Annotated in this window: 19 protein-coding genes, 3 tRNA genes and 1 pseudogene; 14 read left to right on the top strand and 9 right to left on the bottom strand. The window is 71.9% G+C overall.

What is annotated here, in order from left to right; translation table 11 throughout:
- Positions 1-1,296: an RNA polymerase sigma factor gene (locus CFW40_RS10485; protein WP_088797533.1), complete on the top strand. Its 1,296-nt coding sequence runs from the start codon at positions 1-3 to the stop codon at positions 1,294-1,296.
- Between the two features lie 212 nt (positions 1,297-1,508).
- On the opposite strand, the gene CFW40_RS10480 is transcribed toward CFW40_RS10485, so the two are convergent.
- Entirely contained in the window at positions 1,509-2,990 is a 1,482-nt protein-coding gene (locus CFW40_RS10480; protein ID WP_176956531.1) for an FGGY family carbohydrate kinase, read from the bottom strand.
- Positions 2,991-3,056: 66 nt separating this feature from the next.
- Positions 3,057-3,356, bottom strand: a complete 300-nt coding sequence (locus CFW40_RS10475; RefSeq protein WP_088797531.1) for a hypothetical protein — start codon at positions 3,354-3,356, stop codon at positions 3,057-3,059.
- Positions 3,357-3,574: 218 nt separating this feature from the next.
- Here CFW40_RS10475 and CFW40_RS10470 point away from each other — a divergent pair.
- The 3 genes from CFW40_RS10470 (at position 3,575) to CFW40_RS10460 (ending at position 3,977) form a co-directional block, all read left to right on the top strand.
- Positions 3,575-3,647 (top strand) — tRNA-Asn (locus CFW40_RS10470).
- Positions 3,648-3,652: 5 nt separating this feature from the next.
- Positions 3,653-3,725: transfer RNA gene (locus CFW40_RS10465), tRNA-Asn, on the top strand.
- Positions 3,726-3,903: 178 nt separating this feature from the next.
- Positions 3,904-3,977 (top strand) — tRNA-Ile (locus CFW40_RS10460).
- Positions 3,978-4,346: 369 nt separating this feature from the next.
- Here the strand turns inward: CFW40_RS10460 and CFW40_RS10455 are convergent.
- Together CFW40_RS10455 and CFW40_RS10450 are read right to left on the bottom strand one after the other, a co-directional pair.
- Positions 4,347-5,465, bottom strand: coding sequence for a hypothetical protein (locus CFW40_RS10455; RefSeq protein ID WP_088797530.1), 1,119 nt, complete (start codon positions 5,463-5,465; stop codon positions 4,347-4,349).
- 177 nt (positions 5,466-5,642) lie between these two features.
- Complete coding sequence (locus CFW40_RS10450; RefSeq protein WP_088797529.1) at positions 5,643-6,263, bottom strand: TetR/AcrR family transcriptional regulator; 621 nt, start codon at positions 6,261-6,263, stop codon at positions 5,643-5,645.
- Between the two features lie 36 nt (positions 6,264-6,299).
- On the opposite strand from CFW40_RS10450, the gene CFW40_RS10445 reads away from it, so the two are divergent.
- The 3 genes from CFW40_RS10445 to CFW40_RS10435 all read left to right on the top strand — a co-directional run bounded on the left by CFW40_RS10445 (position 6,300) and on the right by CFW40_RS10435 (position 9,650).
- Positions 6,300-7,100 carry an alpha/beta fold hydrolase gene (locus tag CFW40_RS10445; RefSeq protein WP_088797528.1) on the top strand — a complete coding sequence of 267 codons (801 nt, stop codon included), beginning with the start codon at positions 6,300-6,302 and terminating at the stop codon, positions 7,098-7,100.
- Positions 7,101-7,416: 316 nt separating this feature from the next.
- Positions 7,417-8,514: a PP2C family protein-serine/threonine phosphatase gene (locus CFW40_RS10440; protein WP_256331520.1), complete on the top strand. Its 1,098-nt coding sequence runs from the start codon at positions 7,417-7,419 to the stop codon at positions 8,512-8,514.
- Between the two features lie 176 nt (positions 8,515-8,690).
- A complete protein-coding gene (locus CFW40_RS10435) occupies positions 8,691-9,650 on the top strand; it encodes a DUF5996 family protein (RefSeq protein WP_176956697.1) in 960 nt (319 codons plus the stop codon).
- 40 nt (positions 9,651-9,690) lie between these two features.
- Here the strand turns inward: CFW40_RS10435 and CFW40_RS10430 are convergent, their stop codons facing one another.
- Entirely contained in the window at positions 9,691-10,566 is an 876-nt protein-coding gene (locus CFW40_RS10430) for a glycosyltransferase family 2 protein (protein ID WP_088797525.1), read from the bottom strand.
- 262 nt (positions 10,567-10,828) lie between these two features.
- On the opposite strand from CFW40_RS10430, the gene CFW40_RS10425 reads away from it, so the two are divergent.
- The 3 genes from CFW40_RS10425 to CFW40_RS10415 all read left to right on the top strand — a co-directional run bounded on the left by CFW40_RS10425 (position 10,829) and on the right by CFW40_RS10415 (position 12,502).
- Complete coding sequence (locus CFW40_RS10425) at positions 10,829-11,191, top strand: cupin domain-containing protein (RefSeq protein ID WP_088802023.1); 363 nt, start codon at positions 10,829-10,831, stop codon at positions 11,189-11,191.
- A 307-nt stretch (positions 11,192-11,498) separates the two neighbouring features.
- A complete protein-coding gene (gene trxA / locus CFW40_RS10420; RefSeq protein WP_088797524.1) occupies positions 11,499-11,909 on the top strand; it encodes a thioredoxin in 411 nt (136 codons plus the stop codon).
- Entirely contained in the window at positions 11,906-12,502 is a 597-nt protein-coding gene (locus tag CFW40_RS10415; protein ID WP_088797523.1) for a histidine phosphatase family protein, read from the top strand. The genes trxA and CFW40_RS10415 overlap by 4 nt, the downstream gene beginning before the upstream one ends.
- A 143-nt stretch (positions 12,503-12,645) precedes the next feature.
- Here the strand turns inward: CFW40_RS10415 and CFW40_RS10410 are convergent, their stop codons facing one another.
- From CFW40_RS10410 to CFW40_RS10400, 3 genes are all read right to left on the bottom strand, one after another.
- Positions 12,646-13,677, bottom strand: coding sequence for a rod shape-determining protein (locus CFW40_RS10410; RefSeq protein WP_088797522.1), 1,032 nt, complete (start codon positions 13,675-13,677; stop codon positions 12,646-12,648).
- Between the two features lie 152 nt (positions 13,678-13,829).
- Positions 13,830-14,489, bottom strand: a complete 660-nt coding sequence (locus tag CFW40_RS10405; RefSeq protein WP_088797521.1) for a hypothetical protein — start codon at positions 14,487-14,489, stop codon at positions 13,830-13,832.
- 109 nt (positions 14,490-14,598) lie between these two features.
- Complete coding sequence (locus tag CFW40_RS10400) at positions 14,599-15,606, bottom strand: TetR/AcrR family transcriptional regulator C-terminal domain-containing protein (protein ID WP_088802021.1); 1,008 nt, start codon at positions 15,604-15,606, stop codon at positions 14,599-14,601.
- 186 nt (positions 15,607-15,792) lie between these two features.
- Here CFW40_RS10400 and CFW40_RS10395 point away from each other — a divergent pair, with 186 nt between their 5' ends.
- Positions 15,793-17,406: an MFS transporter gene (locus tag CFW40_RS10395; protein WP_256331521.1), complete on the top strand. Its 1,614-nt coding sequence runs from the start codon at positions 15,793-15,795 to the stop codon at positions 17,404-17,406.
- Between the two features lie 6 nt (positions 17,407-17,412).
- Here the strand turns inward: CFW40_RS10395 and CFW40_RS10390 are convergent, their stop codons facing one another.
- Entirely contained in the window at positions 17,413-17,844 is a 432-nt protein-coding gene (locus tag CFW40_RS10390) for a MarR family winged helix-turn-helix transcriptional regulator (RefSeq protein ID WP_088802019.1), read from the bottom strand.
- 88 nt (positions 17,845-17,932) lie between these two features.
- Between CFW40_RS10390 and CFW40_RS10385 the strand changes: the two genes are divergently transcribed.
- The 3 genes and pseudogenes from CFW40_RS10385 (at position 17,933) to CFW40_RS37980 (ending at position 19,638) form a co-directional block, all read left to right on the top strand.
- On the top strand, positions 17,933-18,952 hold the full coding sequence (locus tag CFW40_RS10385; protein WP_088797520.1) for an NADP-dependent oxidoreductase: 1,020 nt from the start codon (positions 17,933-17,935) through the stop codon (positions 18,950-18,952).
- Between the two features lie 3 nt (positions 18,953-18,955).
- Positions 18,956-19,165 (top strand): annotated as a pseudogene (locus tag CFW40_RS10380) (organic hydroperoxide resistance protein); the annotation flags it as partial.
- Positions 19,166-19,512: 347 nt separating this feature from the next.
- Positions 19,513-19,638 (top strand): hypothetical protein, encoded by a 126-nt coding sequence (locus CFW40_RS37980; RefSeq protein ID WP_256331522.1) that lies wholly within the window; start codon positions 19,513-19,515, stop codon positions 19,636-19,638.
- The last annotated feature ends 34 nt before the right edge of the window (positions 19,639-19,672 follow it).

The raw sequence follows: 19,672 nt of genomic DNA, 5'->3' as shown, positions 1-19,672 counted from the left end.
GTGCCTGAGTCCTCGGAGCGCGGCGGGCCCGGTCGCACCGCGCCGGAATCCCCCGCACAACCGCTTGTGACGTACGGGACGGACAGCGGCTCGGCCGCAACCGTGCCCGACCTTTCTGCCGCCTCAGCAGCGATCACCCTGGAGGTCGCCCCCGTGCAGACCCAGACCCTCGCCGACGCGCCGCCCGCAGCAGAGCCGGTCACGGAACCGGACGCGGAACGGGATGCGGAACCCGACGCCGAACCGGACGCGGAATCGTTCCCGGCACAGCTCCCGGAACAGGCCCTGGACCCGCTCACCGTGCCGCAACAGGCAGAACCGCCCGCCGCCGAAATGATCATCGAGGAGATCATCCCGGAGCCGGCACCGCGCCCCGAGGCCGGCAGCCCGTCCGCCGATCTCTTCCGCCAGTACCTCCGCGAGATCGGCCGGATCCCCCTGCTGACCGCCGCCGAGGAGGTCGAGCTGGCCCGCCGCGTCGAGGCCGGCCTCTTCGCCGAGGAGAAGCTCACCACCACCCCCGACCTGTCCTCCCAACTCGCCCACGACCTCGACCGGTTGGTGGTGCTGGGCCGGATGGCCAAGCGCCGCCTGATCGAGGCCAACCTGCGTCTGGTGGTCTCCGTCGCCAAGCGCTATGTCGGCCGCGGGCTGACCATGCTCGACCTCGTCCAGGAGGGGAACCTCGGACTGATCCGCGCCGTCGAGAAATTCGACTACGCCCGCGGCTACAAGTTCTCCACCTACGCCACCTGGTGGATCCGCCAGGCGATGTCCCGCGCGCTGGCCGACCAGGCCCGGACCATCCGCGTCCCGGTCCATGTCGTCGAGCTGATCAACCGCGTGGTGCGGGTCCAGCGCCGGTTGCTCCAGGAACGCGGCCACGAGCCCACCCCCGAGGAGGTCGCCGCCCACCTCGACCTGACGGGGGAACGCGTCAGCGAGGTGCTGCGGCTGGCCCAGGAACCGGTCTCGCTGCACGCACCCGTCGGCGAGGAGGAGGACGTCGCGCTCGGCGACCTCATCGAGGACGGCGACGCCGCCTCACCCGTCGAATCCGCCGCGTTCCTGCTGCTCCGCGAACACCTCGACGCGGTCCTGTCCACCCTCGGCGAACGCGAACGCAAGGTCGTCCAGCTCCGCTACGGCCTCGCCGACGGCCGCCCCCGCACCCTGGAGGAGATCGGCCGGATCTTCGGTGTCACCCGCGAACGCATACGGCAGATCGAGTCCAAGACCCTCAACAAGCTCCGCGACCACGCCTTCGCCGACCAGCTCCGCGGCTACCTCGACTGAGGCAACCCGGGCCGCGGGACCGCGGGGCTGTGGCGCCGTGGGACCGCCGGGCCGCCGGAGCACTCGGGCGCCGGAGCACTCGGGCGCCGGGCCACGAGCCCCGGCCGCCGGACCGCGGGCGCACCCCGCCGCCGGGCCGCGCGAGGGCCGGGCCGCGCGAGGGCCCGACCACTGGGCTCCCGGACTATTGGCCCGGCGGCTCCCGCCCCCGCTCACGCCGACCGCTGGAACGCCCCCGGATGGGCCTCGTCACGCACCGTCGTGTACTGCTGGCGCACGGCCTGTCCGACCGCCAGCTCCTCACCGGGCTCGAAGACCTGGCTCGCGGCGGCCGGCCACTGCGGCGGATCGACCCAGGCGGCCCCGCCGCCCGGGCCCGTCTCCGCACCGGGTGCCGGGGTGAGCGTGCCGTGCGCCACCCCCCACGCCCAGGCCGCCTGCCGCGCCGCGCCCAGCGCCGCGTAGTCGGCCGGCTGCGGCACCACGACCGGCACCCCGAACAGCCCCGGCGCCACCGCCTGCACGGCACCCAGCTCGGCGGCCGCCCCCAGCAGGAACACCCGGCGCACCGCCACGCCCCGCCCGCGCAGCACATCCAGCGCGTCCGCCAGCCCGCAGAGCATGCCCTCCACGGCCGCCCGCGCCATGTGCTCCGGCTTCATGCTCTCCCGGCGCATCCCGTGCAACGACCCGGCGGTGTGCGGCAGATGCGGCGTCCGCTCGCCCTCCAGATACGGCAGCAGCACCATGCCGTACGCACCGGGCGAGGACTTCAGCGCCAGCTCGGACAGGCCCTCCAGATCCGTCCCCAGCATCTCCGCCGCACCGCGCAGCACCCGCACGGCGTTGCTGGTGTGCACGACGGGCAGATGCCGGCCGGTCGCGTCCGCGAACGAGCTGATCGTCCCGGTCGGGTCGGCCAGTGCCTCGTGATGGATCCCGAACACCGACCCCGAGGCGCCCAGCGACACCACGGCGTCACCCACCCCGACACCGAGCCCGAAGGCCGCCGCCATCGTCTCGCCCGTACCCGCCGAGATCAGCAGCCCCTCCGGGGTGAACCCGGCCGTCCCCGACGGGCTCAGCACCTCTGGCAGCCGCACCTGATGGCCCAGCGCCAGCTCCACCAGATCCGGCCGGTAGGTCTCGGTCGCCGCCGACCAGAAGCCCGTCGCCGAGGCCCCGCCGCGGTCCGTCGTACGCCGCGCGGGACGCCCCAGCAGCTGCCATGCCAGCCAGTCGTGCGGCTGCATGATCTCCGCGATCCGGGCCGCATGCGCCGGCTCCGTACGCGCCAGCCAGCGCATCTTCGTCACCGCATGCGTCGCCTGCGGCACCGCCCCGACGGCCTGCGCCCACGCGCTGCGCCCGCCCAGGGCGTCGATCAGGTCCGCGGCCGCGCTCTGTGCCCGCTTGTCATTGCCCACCAGCGCCGGGCGTACGAGATTGCCCTCGACATCCAGCGGGACCAGGCCGTGCGGCTGCGCGGAGACACCGATCGCCTGCACCCCTTCGAGCAGCCCCCGGCCCGCCGCCTCGCCGAGTGAGATCAGCCACGCCTGCGGATCGGCCTCGGGCCCCTTCTCGACAGGGTGCGGCGCATACCCCTGCCTGATGACGGCACCTGTGTCCGCATCGCAGACGACGATCCGTGTGCTCTCGGACGAACTGTCCAATCCGGCGACTATCCCCATGCACCCAGATGATGCCCCATACGACGCATAGGAGCAGCGTCAGGGTTTGCCGCCGGGGGCCCCGGCTCAGGTATTGCTCGTGCCCCAGTCGTCCTCGTCGGGGGAGCGCTGCTCGCGCAGCGAGCGGACCCGCGCGCTGACCGAGTCGGGCAGCCGGTCGCCGACCTTGGCCGACACCGTCCCGAACGCCTTCGACGCCGCCTCGCGCCCGGTCAGCGCGGCGGACTCCGCGGTGTTCCGGACCGCCGGATTCTGCGTGACCCGCTGGGCGGCCTTGCGGAGCTGTTCGTACCGTTCCCGGCCGGCCCGTGCGCCGAGCACATACCCCGTGGCCAGTCCCGCGATGAACGTGAGCCGGTAGCGCATTGCTCCACCTTCCTGTCGTCGGACCCCTCCGGCGCCGGTACGCACCGGAGTGTCTGGCTGTGACGCGCGCCTACCCTCCGGGGCCGGAGATCACCCGAGGTGACCTGAGGCGATACCGATTGGCGGAGCACCCCCCTGCTTGCGCTAATGTATGTGTCGCAGCGAACGCGCGCCGTCCGGAACCCCGGACTGCGGTGCATTCGAGGCACACAGAGCAATCCCCTGTAGCTCAATTGGCAGAGCAGCCGGCTGTTAACCGGCAGGTTACTGGTTCGAGTCCAGTCGGGGGAGCTCGGTCCCCTGTAGCTCAATTGGCAGAGCATTCGGCTGTTAACCGGAGGGTTACTGGTTCGAGTCCAGTCGGGGGAGCAGAGAGAAGAGGGCCCCGCAAGGGGTCCTTTTTCTTGTGCCGTGGAACCGAACGACCCGTGATCGAAGTCCTCTTGGGCGTGCGTGGTCGCGCGACGGCAGCCCTCACGGGCAACAGATCGTATGAGCGGCTATGCTGCGGCAGACGGCGCGCACAAATGTGCGCGACGCGCCGTGGGGGGCGGTAGCTCAGCCGGTTAGAGCAGCGGACTCATAATCCGTCGGCCGTGGGTTCGAGTCCCACCCGCCCCACCGCAGCACCCAGGGCGAAGCCCCTTTCTACCTGGGGAAACGTCAGAACGGGGGCCACCGCCACAGTGCGGCGGCCCCCGTTCAGCCGTTCAGACCAAGATCCAGTGGACGCGCAGGGGACGCGCAGGGGCCATGTAGGGGACACCGACACCCAGGGCCCGCCGGGTCGCACGGAGGCCCGGGGCTGCCTTCCCTCACCCATGGGGGAGTTGGGAGAGCGCGCTGCCCCTCGCCGACTGCCCGGCCTTCAGATCCTCGCCCCGCAGGGCCCCGGCCTCGACTGGCGCAGCGGCCGCGCACCCCCTTGAGAACCGAGCCGGCCGCGAGCTCCTGGCGCCGGCTTCCGCCGGAGAAGGGGCGTCAGTGCGTTCAGCCGGTCGGCCAGAAGAAGCCGGCGCGGATGTGCTCCGTGAGGCTGTCGAGGATTTCGCGCAGCCACGGGCTGCGGACGGCCGGCAGCCGGACCAGGGCGTGCCGGAACGCTTCCGCGTCGGCCCGGAACGGGTGACGGGGGCGTGGCGCGGGCGGGTCGTCGCGGAGGACGCCGTCGGGCATGCCGCCCGACGCGGGGACGGGCAGGTGCGGTTCGGGGAAGGCCAGCCACAGCCACACCCCGAACGGCAGCGGCACCGGGTACGTCGAGGCGGCCGGGCCGGCCGGGGCCCATGCCTCCCCCGTCTGTGGGTGGGTCGGCACGAGGAGGATGTCCGCGTCCGCGTCGGGGGCGGGCCGCCCCGGTCCCGCCAGGACGGCGTGCCGTGCCGGTGGACCCACGGGCAGCAGGGCGTCGAGGGCGCGTTGGAACACGTCCGCGATCAGGCCGTCCGGGACCGTCACCGGCCGGCCTTCCGAGGCCGCCAGCAGGTGGGCGAGCGCGCGGCCGGCTGCCGCCTCCCACTGCGGGCTCCATAACCACAGGCGGTCCGACCCCGGCCGCGATCCCCACATGGCGATCGGCTCGAACGGAGGTGTGCCGGTCCCTTTCGCCGTCAGCTCCGCCCAGGAGAGCGGTGCGGCGTCGGCGTCGTCGACGGGGCAGCGGCGCACGGCGTTCGGGTCGAGCCACACCGCCTGCCAGAGCGAACAGTCGTCGATCCTGCTCGCCACGGGCAGCCCGCACGCCTCGCAGGCCACGTTGGGGCCCTCGGCCCCGTCGAGGCCGCAGCAGTAGCCGCCGCCTTTCTCCGGGATCAGCCGGGTGCCGCGTGCATCTCCGGGGGCGATGACGATCGCGCCGGACGCGCCGTCGGACAGGGCGTGGACCGGCGCATGGATGCCGCGAGCCGCCGCCTCGTCCTGACCGATCTCCTCCCACGCCCGCCATGGCGGCCCCGAGGGCTCCGGGTCCACGGCGAACGTGCCCGACTCCATGAGTACCGGGAGCTGAAGCCCGTTCCCGTACTTCTGATGGGCGTGCACCGGCAGGGCAACCTGGGACAGCGGGGTGGTCAGCCTGGCGCCGCACCCCCCACACACGAAAGCGAACACATGTCCTCCGCTGAGAAGTAGGGGCATCGTCGCAGCCCGGCGACTGCCGGCCCACGTGTTTTCCGCCCGCCGCGGGGCCGGAGCGCCGCCATGGAGTGGAGCATCAGCTCCCACGCGAACGGGTACCGGCTGTCGCCCACGTCGGCGGTGAGCGGGGGCAACGTCACCCGTCCCGCGTCAAGGGGTCGGTGACGTGAGTTGACGGCAGATCAGCTCATGGGCGAGGCGCGCCGTCGTCAGCAGGTCCTCGCGGGAGGTGCCGAGGTTGGCTCGCACGGACAGTCCGTGCACGACGGACTGGACGAGTCCGGTCAGGGCCGCCACGTCGGTCCCGGCGACGAGTTCGCCGTCCTGGGCCGCTCGCTCGATGCGTGCGTGGAGGGCGCGCTCGTTCCAGCCGTGGAGTTCGGCGTAGTGGGCGCTGGTGTCGAGCGTGTTCGTGCTGTCGGTCATCGCGGCGCTGCTGAGAAGGCAGCCTGGATGAGCGTCGCTTGGCTGGGTGAACTCGTGGACCGAGTTGATGAGGATCTGGTCGATGACGGTCCGGAGGTCCTTCTCGGCGACGGCCTGCCGGTAGATCTCCCGGTAGCGCTCGGCGTAGGTCCGCACCGCTTCCTCGAACAGCCCGGCTTTGCTGCCGAAGGCGGCGTAGAGGCTGGAGGTGGAGAGTCCGAGGGCCGCGGTGAGGTCGCGGGTCGACGTCCCGGAGTAGCCGCGTCGCCAGAAGAGGCGGGCGGCGTCGAGGATCGCGCGGTCGCGGTCGAAGGCTCGTGGGCGTCCACGGATTGGCTGAGGCACCCTTGCATTGTAGAGCGTTTGCTCCATAATGGCTTTATGGAGCAAACGATTCAGAAAAGGCTGTCGGTCGGCGGAGGCAGTTGGGTGACGGTCGAGGTCCACGGGGAGCCTGACGCTCCGGGTCTCGTGGTCGTCCCGGGCGCGATGAGCGACGCTCACGGGTGGCGTCGTGTCGCGGCCGCCGTCGACGCCTGGCCGTCGGTGACGGTCGTCAACCGCCGGGGCCGTGCCCCCTCGGGGCCGTTGACCAGCGCTTACTCGCTGCAAACGGAGGTCGAGGACCTCGGCGTGATCCTCGACGAGTGCAAAGGCGCGCAGGCGCTCTTCGGCTGGAGCTACGGCGGCCTGATCGCGTTGCTGGCCGCCAATGATCGTCCGCTGCGCCAGGTGATTGCCTACGAGCCGGTGATGCGGCCGTTCGGCGCTCACGTGCTGCCGGAGCTGCGGGCCGCTGAAGAGGCGGCGGACCGGGAAGCCACCGTCGAGATCGTGAGCCGGCGGATCGCCGGCCTCGACACGGCGCAGGTCGAGGCCCTACGGGCCGACCCTCAGGAATGGGCGGCCCTACGGGACTTGAGCGGGCCGGCGCACGCCGAGCTCGCCGCGCTCAACTCGGCGCCGCCACCGGATGAGATGGCACGGCGGGCGGGCCGTGTCGACCTGATCATCGGCCAGTGCAATCACGGAACGGCCCCCTACGGGACGTCGTTCGACGACGTCCGGCGGCGCGTCACCCGTGCCGAAGTCCATGTGCTCCCCGGTCAGGGGCACCTGGCCCATATCCAGGCGCCTGAAGAGCTCGGCCGGCTGATCAATGGCCTCGCCGCTGACCGCTGACCGCTGACCCCTGACCGCTGTCCACCCGGCGAGCCCCCTCCCGACCCCTCCCGCCGACACGGAACCAAGAAGGTCCGCTACCCCGGTACGACACCGGTACGCCACCGGTACGGCACCGGCGCGACGCACCAGGACGGCGGACCTTCCGCTTCACGGGCCCCTGTCGGGCGTGTCTGCTTTTGCGCCGCCTCCCGCCGGAGTCGCGCGGAGCAGGGGCGGCGCCGTCGCGGTCGGTGCCCCTGCCCGCGGCGCCGCCGCCGGCCGACTCCGACCCGCCAGAGCGCTATGTCCTCTTTGCGTAGATATTCTGTGAAGTGTGATCGAGTCTGAACGGCCGCGGCTTCGTCGTCGCCGCGGCCGGGGGAGTCTGGTGCGGCTGTCGCCGGTGATCCTGACCGTCGTCATCGCCAGCCTGGCATATGCCACTCCCCCGGAGATGGCCTTCAGTCGCCTCCTGCCCGCGGCACCGGCCCTCGCCGCCGCCATGTGGCCGGTGCTCCCCACCGTCCTGCTGGGGACGGTCTGCCTCTTTCTGATGATCGGCCTCAGCATCGTGTTCCCCGGTCTGGGGACGTGGTGGACGGCTGCCGGGATCATCGCGGTCACCGTGGCGGCCGCATACGGCAGCCACGTCCGGCTCCAGCGGGAGCGGACCCTCTTTCAGGTGCGGCTCGTCGCCGACGCGGCGCAGCAGGTGGTGCTGAGCCCGATGCCGCGCCGCTTCGGAAGCGTCGAGATCGAGTCGCTGTATCTCGCGGCCGCCGCGGAGGCCCGTATCGGCGGGGACTTCTACGAGGTGGTCGACACGCGATACGGGGTCAGGCTGCTCATCGGCGATGTGCGGGGCAAGGGCCTGCCGGCAGTGGGGGCGGCCGCGGCGATCGTCAACTCCTTCCGGGAAGCCGCATACGGCGAGGCCGATATGGTCAGCGTCGCGCGCCGGCTGGACGCGAGCAGCGCCCGCTACAACGCCGCCTTTCCCCCCGAGGGGCCGATGGAGCGCTTCGCCACCGCTCTTCTCGTCGAGATCCCGCACGACGGCGGGCGCATCGAGATCCTCAACTGCGGACACCCCCCGCCGCTGCTCAGGAACCGCGGGGAACTCCGGGCCCTCGAGCCCACCACCCCCTCGCCGCTGCTCAACCTCGCCGAGCTGATCGGCGATCACTACACCATCGACACCTTCGACTTCGCCCCCGGCGACCTGCTTCTCCTCTACACCGACGGGATCGCCGAGGCCCGCGCCCGCGACGGCGGGTTCTTCCCGCTGGCGGCCTGGATGCGCCGACAGCCCCCGACGCCGCCCCACGAGCTGCTGGCGGCTCTTCACCGCGACCTCCTCCGCTACAGCAAAGGACGCCTGGACGACGACATCGCCGCCCTCGCGGTACGCCTGCGGGAACCCTCGGAGTAAACCCGGCCCGGACCGGAGGGCGGCGCTGCGCGGTCTTGGGTTGGCCGGGTGGTGTTGTGCGTCCAGGTAGGGGTGTTGCGGGGAGGCGGCACGCCGTTGGGCCCCCGCGTGGCCATCATGGGCACCCGGTCCGCCCGGCCTCAGGAGCGCGGGGCGGGAAGGGGAAGGTGATGACGGTGGAGTTGTTCCCGCCGATCCCGTTCGCCGAGTGGCGGGACACCAAAGAGACGCTGCATCGCTTCGCTCAGATCGTGGGGAAGGTCCGGCTGGCGGCCGCTCCGCGGCGCAACCACTGGTGGAACGTGCCGTTCCACCTCACCGGACGCGGCATCACCAGCCGGCCGATGGGGCAGGTCGACGGTAATCCGGTCTTCACGGTCGATTTTGACTTCGTCGGTCATCAGCTGGTCGTCGCGGCGCTGGACGGCCGGTCGTTCTCCATTCCGCTCATCGGTCAGTCCGTGGCGTCTTTTTACGCCGCGGTCATGGAGGCGCTGGCCGCGCTGGGCGTCCGGGTGGAGCTCGCCGTCCCCCGGCCGTTCGACCTGCCCGATGCCGGCCGGCCGTTCGCCGAGGACACCGAGCATGCGACGTACGACGCCGGGCATGCCACCCGCTACTGGCAGGTCCTCAGCCAGGTGGCGTCGGTGCTGGAGGAGTTCGCCGCGGGCTATGCGGGGAAGGTCAGCCCGGTGCATCACTTCTGGCACACCTTCGACATCGCCCACACCCGGTTCTCCGACCGGCACATCGACCAGCCCGCGAAGGTCGACCCGGTGACCCGGGAGGCGTACTCCCGGGAGGTCATCAGCTTCGGTTTCTGGTTCGGCGACGACTCCTTCGCCGCGCCCGCGTTCTACTCCTACACCGCTCCGGAGCCCGCCGGCCTGGCCGAGGAGCCGCTGGAGCCCGCGGCGGCACAGTGGGCCGACCGCGGCGGCAGCCACTTGGCGGTGCTGCCGTACGACGAGGCCCGCGCCGCGGCCGATCCCCGTGCCGCCGTGCTCGGTTTCTACGAGAGCGCGTATCGGGCCGGGGCCCGCCGTGCCGGATGGGACCGTGAACGGCTCGCCTGCCCGGGCGGGGTGACGGACCCGTGTCTGCGGGGGGAGGACACGGGAGGGGCGGCCCCGTAAGGGACCGGGAGGAGTCCCTGAGGGACGCAGGGGAGACTCCCTAGATGACCGGAGGCCGGCCCAGCCTCGTCATGCGCCAGACGGTGCGCCAGCGCATCGGCCGCCGCCGTCCGCACGGGGTCCGTACCCCCTCGGCGAAACCCGCGGCCCAGGCGCGCAGGCCCGCCGCCGAGGGGCTGCGGACGGTCGTCAGCGCGGCCCATACGCCGAGGTAGAGCGGCACCAGGAGCGCGGGGAGATGCCGCTTGGCCAGCCAGACGCGGTTTCTGGCGACCATGCGGTGGTAGACGGCGTGCCGGGTGGGCGAGGTGTACGGGTGCTGGAGCACCAGTTCCGGTGCGTAGCGGATGTGCCAGCCGTCGTCCAGGGCCCGCCAGGCCAGGTCGGTTTCCTCGTGCGCGTAGAAGAACTCGTCCGGCCAGCCGCCGATTCTGTCCAGCATCGGGACGGACAGCGAGTGCCCGCCGCCGAGGAACGTGGTGACCAGACCGCCACGTGCCGGGTCGCCGACGCGCAGGCGGGGGACGTGCCGGCGCTGGGTGCGGCCCCGCTCGTCGGCGACGCGGAAGCTCACGATCCCCAACTTCGGGTCGCCGGTGTGCAGTTCCGCCAGCCGGCTGAACACATCCGGGCTGATCAGCAGGCCGTCGTCGTCCAGATCGACCACGAGGTCGAGGTCCCCGAGCTTGCGCAGTTCGTCCAGGGCGACGTTCCGGCCGCCGGACACTCCCAGGTTGTCGCTCAGCTCGATGCCCACGGCACCGTGCGGCAGCGGGGGGAGCGGCGAGCCGTTCCCGATGACCACGATGTGGGCCGGCGGGAGGTCCTGCTTGGCGACCGAATCCAGCAGCGCCTGCAGTTCGGCGGGACGGTTTCCCATGGTCAAGATGGCGACGCCTACGCGCAGATGACGCACAGAAGAATGCTCCGTTCTTGGCGGTCCTTTCGCGATGCTAGCCGCCGGGGGAGGCGATTGCGTGCTACGGCACCTGCCCGGCGACATCCCGTCGGAGGGCCGTGGTGGAGCTTTGCGGAGCTCTTCCCGCGGCCCGCCGGTCCCGGTGGCCGGGGGTTCCGGTGCGGCGCACCATGGAAGGACCGGGGGTATGCCCGGATGGCCAGGTGGTCCGCATGGCCAGGTGGCCGGATGACCAGGGGGGTGGATGGAGGAAGCCCTCATGATGGAAGTCAAGACGGTCGACAAGCCGGATGAACGGCGCGACTTTCCCCGGGGCCACCTCGAAGCCCTGCACCTCACCGGACTGGACTTTGCCGTGGCCACCTTCGAGCCCGGCTGGCACTGGACGGAGTCGGTGGGGCCGATCGTCGGGACGAAAAGCTGCGAGGTACACCACAACTGCTACATGGTCCAGGGCCGGATGCGTCTGCGGATGGACGACGGCGCGGAGTCCGAGGTGGGCCCCGGCGATGTCTTCGTCTGCCCGCCCGGTCACGATGCCTGGGTCGTGGGGGACGAACAGGTGATCCTGTACGACTTCGCGGGCGGTATGGCGACCGACTACGCCAAGCCGAAGAGCTAGGAAGAGCTGGGGGTGTCTCCCCGGGTGGTGGCGAGGGTGCGCTTCGGGGACGGCTGCGGGTGCGATGCGGTGTTCCCCGGGGCGCGCCGGAAGGGGAGATCCAGTGGGGGCGGGGGTGCCCCGGGGGCCGTGGTGAGCCCGGTGGACGGCGTGGCGATTCCCACGTGCATCGCGATGTCTAGGAACGCGATCGTTGGGCAGGGGTGCGGGACGGTCCGGCGTGCGGAATACGTCACGGGTTGTGCCCGTTACCGCAGCCGGAGACCGACTGGCAATCGTCGACAGATCCGGAAGCAGGGAAACACGCATGAGCACCATCGAGCTCACCAAGGACAACTTCGACGAAATCGTCTCCGGCAACGATTTCGTCCTCATCGACTTCTGGGCCGAGTGGTGCGGGCCGTGCAAGCAGTTCGGCCCGGTCTTCGAGAAGTCGTCCGAGACGCATGACGACCTGGTCTTCGCCAAGGTCGACACGGAGGCGCAGCCCGAGCTGGCCCAGGCCCTCCAGATCCAGTCCATCCCGACCGTGATGATCGTCCGCGAGAACATCGCGGTCTTCGCCCAGCCGGGCGCACTGCCCGCCGAGGCCCTGGAGGACGTCATCGGTCAGGCCCGCGCACTGGACATGGACGAGGTCCGCGCCTCGGTCACCGAGGACCGGCAGAACGAGCAGGCCGAGGCCGCCGAGCAGGGGCAGCAGGCGCAGGGCTCGTGAGCGACCTCCTTCTGGTCCGGCACGGCGAGACCGAGTGGAGTCGGGACGGCAGGCACACCAGCTGGACCGACCTGCCGCTGACCGCGGCCGGTGAGGAGCAGGCCCGCGCACTGCGGCCGCTGCTGTCGGACCGGAAGATCGGGCAGGTGTACGCCAGCCCGATGAAGCGGGCGCTGCGCACCGCCGAGCTGGCGGGCCTCGCCCGTCCGCAGACCGATGCCGACCTGCGGGAATGGGACTACGGCGGCTACGAGGGCATCGCCACCGCCGAGATCCACCGCAGCCGTCCCGGCTGGTATCTGTTCACCGACGGTGTCCCCGAGGGGCCCGACGGGCACCCCGGGGAGTCACCGGAGCAGGTCGGGGCACGTGCGGACCGGGTGCTGGCGCGGATCGTGCCGCAGCTGGCCGCCGATGAGGGGGATGTGGCGTTGGTGGCGCACGCCCACTTCCTGCGGGTGCTGGCCGCCCGCAGGCTCGGGCTGCCGCCCGGCGCCGGCGGGCTGTTCACCTTCGAGACCGGGGCGGTGGGCGTCCTGGGCACGGAGCACGACCGGCCCGCCGTGGTGGCCTGGAACGCCCGGAGTCTGTAGGCGGCCGGGGGCTGTAGGTTCCGGTAGCGGGCTGCCCGGCCCGGCCTGGCCCGGGAGACGGAAGGCTGACCGGCGCGGCCTGCCCGGCGCGTGCGCGTCCCCCTACGGGTCCATCGCAGCCCCCTACGGGTCCATCGGAGCCCTTACGGGTCCATCGGATCGAGGTGCAGGGGTTGCACCTTGCCCTCGATCATGGCGCCGAGCCCCATGACGGCACAGGTGGCGGGGCGGTCCGCGGTGTGCACCGGCATGGTGGTGGCCTGATGGATCATCGGCTCCAGTCCGGGGATCAGCGCGCTGCCGCCCGCGAGCACGATGCCGCGCTCCCCGAGGTCGGCCACCAGATCCGGCGGGCAGCGGCGCAGCACCGACCCGATGGCGTCGAGGATCGCGGTCAGCGGGGTGGTGATGGCGTCCCGGACCCGTTCGGTGTCGACGTGCACGGAGCGCGCCATCCCGCTGACCACATCCCGGCCGTGCACCTCGGTGGAGCCGGGGGTCATGCCGTCGCCGCCGGAGAGGATCAGCTGCAGTGGACGTACCGCCTGGCCCGCCAGCATCAGCTCGTGGTGCAGCCGCAGATGCTGGATCACCGCGTGGTCGATGGCGTTGCCGCCCACCGGGACGGTCTCCGCCGCCACGATCGAACCGAGCGAGAGCACCGCGACCTGCGTGGTTCCCGCGCCACACACCACGATCATGGTGGCCTCGGGCTGCTCCACCGGCAGCCCGGAGCCCACCGCGGCGGCGACCAGGGTGTCGACCAACTCCACCCGCCGTGCCCCCAGCCCCGTCATCGTTTCCACCGCCGCCCGCTGAGCCAGCGGCTCGCTGCCGTACGGGAGGCAGACCGCGGCCCGCGTCGTGGGGCGGCGCCGCCACGTCTTGCGCAGCTTGTCGCCGACCAGGGTGCGCAGCAGCCGCTGGGCCATGTCGATGTCGACGATGGTGCCGTGGGAGACCGGGCGCACCACCCGGATGTAGTCGGGGGTGCGCCCGTCCATCACCTCGGCCTGGGCGCCCACGGCCAGCAGTGCCCCGGTACGGGTGTTGATGGCGGCGACGGTCGGTTCATCGACGACCAGCCCCTGGTTCTTCACGTACACCCTGGTCCGGGCCGCTCCGAGGTCGACGGCGGCCGAGCACCGCCGCAATTGGGCGAGGCTGATGGTCATGGGTGATTCCTCCCCGACGGGCCGGTATGGACGAAAGCGCTCGTGCGGCCTGTTCGCAGGGACCGCTCGTGCGCCATCCTCCGGTCGCGCGCGGCCGCCCGCCCGCTGGAAAGGTCCGCTCGGGGGACGGGCGGAGGACGGACCCGGGGCGGTTACGGCGAAGGAGTGAGGTCGCGGCCGCCGGCCGGTGTGGCGGGGGCCGAACCGGTCAGCCGCTGGTAGAGCCCCCAGGTGAATTCCGCGACGATGTCCTGGGGCGTGCCGTCGGGGCCGGGGGCGGTGCAGGCCAGCTGCCAGCGGGTGGGGGCGCTGCCCTCTCGCGGGCGGGCCGGTGCGAAGGCGCGGGCGACCTCGTCGACCGTGCACGACCAGGGCATCAGATCCTCGGTCGTGCGCAGGTCAGGGGCCCTGGCGCCGGGTGCCCGGACGAGCCAGGCGTTCCACACGGCCCCCCGGGTGCCGGTGAGGACTTCGAAGCGCAGATCGGGCCAGAGCGGAACGGTCCAGGCCAGGGCCTCGCAGGTCAGGTCGCCGATCCGGCGGGCGGTGACGGTCTCGGGGGTGCCGAGCAGCGCACGATACGGCCAGGCGCCGCCACGCGCCCGCGGGGCGTGCATCCGTGCCTGCCAGCGGCGGTTGGCCTCGCGCATATCGGCGCGGGAGGCCCGCAGGGTGCGCAGGGCGTCCTCGACCAGGCCGGGGTGGTGGTCGGCCATCCGGCGCAGCAGGACGAGCTGGAAGGCGACCGGTCCCGGCAGGCCGGAGGGGACTCCGGAGCCGGCGGGCGGGTCGGTGTCAGCGGTGCCGTTCATGAAAGACATGGTGGTGGACGGGGCGGGATCCGGGGGAGGGGCCGGGGCCCGATCCGGGATCGGGGGGGCGGGAGGCGCGGGGCCCGGGGCCGGCCGCCGGGCGGGGCACTCAGCCGGCATCGCCGGCATCGCCGGTATCACCGCCGTCACTGCTGTCACCGCCGTCCCTGGCCCCGTCGCCGGCCGCCCCGCTCCCGACGAGCGCTTCCATGCCGTCCAGCAGACGGGCCAGTCCGAACTCGAAGAGCGAGTCCTGGTTCACCACGTCCTCACCCATCGCCGAGACCCCCGCGTACATGGGGTAGGAGCCCGAGGTGAGGATCCCCTCGAACGTCGGCTCCATCGTGGCCATCCACTGCGCCTGGTCCATGCCGGTCTCCTGCTCGGCCTCCAGGTCGTCCTCGAATCCGGCGGCGGTGGACAGCACGAAGCCCAGCAGTGTCAGCGCCATGTGGATCAGCGTGACCGGGTCCATCCCCCGGACCCGCGCCATGGTCCACTCGACCAGCGCCATCGCCCGCGGCATCGGCTGCGGCCGGGTGATCGACAGGTACTGCGCCAGCCAGGGGTGCCGCCGGTAGAGCTCCCACTGCAGCCGCGCGCCCGCCTCCATCCGTGCGCGCCAGCCGTCCGGCGCCGGTTCGGGCAGCTCGACGTCGAGGAACGCGGCGTCCGCCATCAACAGCACCAGCTCCTCCTTGCCGGCCACATGACGGTAGAGCGCCATCGAGGACACCCCGAACTCGGCGGCGACCCGGCGCATCGACAGCGCCCGCAGTCCCTCGGCATCGGCGACCTTGATCCCGGCCCGTACGACGCTCTCGCGACTCAGCCCGCTGTCCGTCTCGCGCGGCCGCCGCTCTCGCGCGAGAGCGCCGCTGCGGCCGGTCCGCTGCGGCTCGGCCACGACCGTGCCCACCCCCGGTACGACCCGTACGAGTCCTTCCTGCCGCAGCGTCGTCAGCACCTTGGTGGCGGTCGCCATCGCCACCCCCCACTCCTGGGTGATCCGCCGGGTCGAGGGCACCCGGTCGCCCGGCGTCAGCTCGCCGGTGGCGATACGGCGCCGGATCGCGTCAGCGATCTTGCGGTAGGGCGGTGGGGGCGACTGCTCCACGGTCACGGGAGACCTCCGTACTAGTGCACCAGGGGAATTCAGGGTAGCTCTGCGGGGCGCGAGGGGAGCAACGTGCACTCCACCAGGGCAGTGCACCAAGACTGGTGCACTAGTGTGACGCATCGCCAATTCCCTTGTCAGGGCTATTGTTTGCACCGTAAGCGCAACCTGCTTACCGTGTCATCCATGTCGTTTACTCCGTACACATCCAAGCCGGTGGCCGGCCGCCGGGAGTGGACCGCCCTGGGCGTCCTCCTGCTGCCCTGCCTGCTCGTCTCGATGGACGTCTCGGTGCTCTACTTCGCGGTGCCGTTCCTGACCGCGGAGCTGAAGCCCAGCAGCGTCCAGCAACTGTGGATCCTCGACGTCTACGGCTTCGTCCTGGCCGGGCTGCTGATCACCATGGGCGCGCTGGGCGACCGCATCGGCCGCCGCAAGCTGCTGCTGTCCGGCGCCCTGCTCTTCGGACTCGCCTCCGGGGTCGCCGCCTACGCGCGCAGCGCCGAAATGCTCATCGCCGCACGGGCGTTGCTCGGCATCGGCGGTGCGACGCTGATGCCGTCCACCCTCGCGCTGATCCGCAACCTCTTCCACGACGCCAGGCAGCGCGGCAAGGCGGTCGCGATCTGGTCGGCGGCGGTGACCGGCGGCATCGCGGTCGGCCCGGTGCTCAGCGGGGCGCTGCTGGAGCACTTCTGGTGGGGTTCGGTGTTCCTGGTCAATGCCCCGGCGATGGTGCTGCTGCTGGTCTGCGGGCCGCTGCTGCTGCCGGAGTTCAAGAATCCGGCGGCCGGGCGCTTCGACCTGCCCGGCTCGCTGCTCTCCCTGCTCGCCATGCTGCCGGTGGTCTACGGCGTCAAGGAGATCGCCCGCGACGGCCTGGCGGCACTTCCCGTCCTCGCGCTGGTGACCGGCCTGATGGCCGCCGCGGCCTTCGTCCACCGTCAGCGCACCGCCCGTCATCCGATGCTCGATCTGGAGCTCTTCCGGCACCGCGGATTCAGCGTCTCGGTGCTGATGAACCTGCTGGCGATGTTCGCGATCGTCGGCTGCGCGGTGTTCTTCACCCAGTACCTGCAGTCCGTACGAGGCATGAGCCCCATGGAGGCGGCGCTGTGGAATCTGCTGCCGACCCTCGCGGTGGGCGGGATGGCGCCGGCCGCCACCGCGCTCGCCCAGCGGATGGACCGGGCCTATGTCATCGCCATGGGCTGCGGCATCGCGGCCGGCGGTTTCGTCTGGCTGTCCTGGCTGAAGCCGGGCTCGGCCCTGTGGTTCGTCCTGGTGGCCTCGGCGGTCTACGCCTCGGGCCTGGTGATGGTGATGTCGCTCGGCAACGAACTGGCCATCGGCCTCGCGCCGCCCGAGCGGGCGGGCTCCGCCTCGGCCGTACTGGAGTCCGGCACCGAACTGGGCGGCGCGCTGGGCATGGCGGTCCTGGGCAGCATCGGGAGCGCGATCTATCGCGGTGACATCGGTGAGGCGTTGCCCTCCGGCCTTCCGGCGGGCGCGGCGGACGTGGCCCGGGAGACGCTGGCGGGAGCCGCCGTGGTGGCGAGTCAACTCCCGGGCCGGGCCGGGGAGATGCTGCTGACCGCGGCCCGGACGGCGTTCACCGACGGGCTGCGGACGGCGGTGCTGGGTGCCGCGGGCGTCATGGTCGTGGCCGCGGTCCTGGCGCTGACGCTGCTGCGGGGGCTGCGGACAGCGGGAGTTGCGGGGGAGCCGGACGTTTCGGGGGCGGCGGACGTTTCGGGGGCGGCGGCCGGTGGTCGGTCGTCGGTCCGCCATCGGCCGTAGGCCGGCTCACTCGGGCGCGACGCCCAGCATCCGCTGGAGCAGTTCCTTCAGCAGCGTCCGCTCGGCGACCGTCAGACGGCCGAGGGGTTCGCGGGCGAAGTGGAGCGAGGTGCGCAGCGCCTCGGCCGTGCGCGCGCCCTCGGCGGTCGGGGCGGCGAGCTTGACGCGGCGGTCGGACGGATCGGGGCGGCGCTCGACCAGACCGCGGGACTCCAGGCGGTCCACGATGCCGGTGACGTTCGACGGCTCGCACTTCAGGCGCTCGGCGACCTTGCGCATGGGCAGCGGTTCAAGGCTGAGCAGGCTGAGCACCCTGGCCTGGGCGCCGGTGAGGGAGTGCTCGGCCGCGGCGAGCTCGTACTCCTCGTAGTAGCGGGCGACGACGGTGCCGATGAGGTCGACGACCTCGACGGTCAGGGAGTCTGCGCGGGGGGTCATACGCACGAGGATACCCATTTACTTGACAACATGAAATATCGAGGAGCATGGTTGTTTCAGCACCTGAAGCTTTAGGAGGATCGCGCTTATGTCCGCACTGCCCACGACCAGCCGCGAATGGCACCTCGTCGCCCGCCCCCACGGCTGGCCCACTCCGGAGGACTTCGCGCTGCGCGAGGCCGCGGTGCCCGAGCTCGGCGAGGGCCAGATCCTCGTCCGTACGCAGCACTTCTCCGTCGACCCGTACATGCGCGGCCGGATGAACGACGTGAAGTCCTACGTCCCGCCCTTCCAGCTCGACCAGCCGATGGACGGCGGCGCGGTCGGCGAGGTCATCGCCTCGCGCGACGATTCCCTCGCCGTCGGCGACCATGTGCTGCACGGTCTCGGCTGGCGTGAGTACGCGGTGCTGGACGCCAAGCGCGCCGCCAAGGTGGACCCGTCGCTGGCTCCGCTCACCGCCTACCTGGGCGTGCTGGGCATGCCGGGCCTGACCGCCTACGCGGGCCTGCTGGAGGTCGCGTCCTTCCAGGAGGGCGACGCCGTCTTCGTATCCGGCGCGGCCGGTGCGGTCGGCAGCGAGGCCGGCCAGATCGCCAAGCTCAAGGGCGCCTCCCGCGTCATCGGCTCGGCCGGCTCCGACGACAAGGTCAAGCTCCTGGTCGAGGAGTACGGCTTCGACGCCGCCTTCAACTACAAGAACGGCGACGTCGCAGGGCAGCTCAAGAAGGCCGCGCCGGACGGCATCGACGTCTACTTCGACAACGTCGGCGGCGACCACCTCGAGGCGGCCATCAGCTCCCTCAACGTCCACGGTCGTGCCGCCATCTGCGGCATGATCTCCATGTACAACGCCACGGAGCCGAGCCCCGCCCCGCGCAACCTCGCGATGGTGATCGGCAAGCGGCTGCGCCTCCAGGGCCTGTTGGTCAGCGACCACGCCGCGCTGCAGCCGCAGTTCGTCGAGGAGGTCTCCGCCTGGATCCGCTCCGGCGAGCTCAAGTACAGCGAGACCAAGGTGGCCGGCATCGAGAACGGCGTCGAGGCCTTCCTGGGCCTGCTGCGCGGCGAGAACACCGGAAAGATGATCGTGAGCCTCGACAGCTGACGACGGCTCGACGTCTCCGGCTCCCGGGTGACCGCCAAGGTCGGCATCGGCAAGATCCCGGACGGCGGCTTCGGCCTCACGGTCGAGATCTCCGCCGCGATCCCGAACGTCGACGCGGTCACCGCCCGCGACCTCGTGGAGAAGGCGCACCAGGTGTGCCCGTACTCCCACGCCACCCGCGGCAACATCGAGGTCACGCTGACCGTCGTCTGACACCCGGCGCCGGAGGCCGCGGCGTCGCAGAGCGAGGGCACCGGAGGCCGCGGGCGCCGGGGGCGAGGGCGCCGGGGGCGAGGGCGCCGAAGGTCGCCGAACGCCGCGAGCGCCGAAGGCCGCGGTACCGGAAAAGTGAGCCGGGGAAGCAAGGAAGGCCAGGGGCCGCATCCCGTGAACGGGGTGCGGCCCCTGGTGCGTGGTGCGTCCGCCGGTTCCCCGCCGACGCGGCGTCAACTCGCGCTATTCTGGCGGGGCTTCACCACGTTCCTCCCCACAGCTCCGTCGGCGGCCGGCCGGCGGGGGCCCTGGCCTCCGGGGCCTGTCCGGAGGAGCGAGGAGGAGCGATGGACGATCAGGACACGGAGCAGCAGAGCGACCGGTGGGCGCCGTCTGACAGATGGCAGGTGGTCATCGGGGTGCTGGGTCTGCTGGTGGCGATCGTCGCGTGTGTGGGGCAGTTCGCCCGGTAATCGCCGGCGGGGCCCCGTGGGTCCGGACACGGCC

This window comes from Streptomyces sp. 2114.4 (assembly GCF_900187385.1).
Classification (GTDB): Bacteria; Actinomycetota; Actinomycetes; order Streptomycetales; family Streptomycetaceae; genus Streptomyces; species Streptomyces mooreae.
The sequence above is the reverse complement of the archived record's forward strand: the minus strand, read 5'-3'. Positions and strand labels throughout refer to the sequence as shown.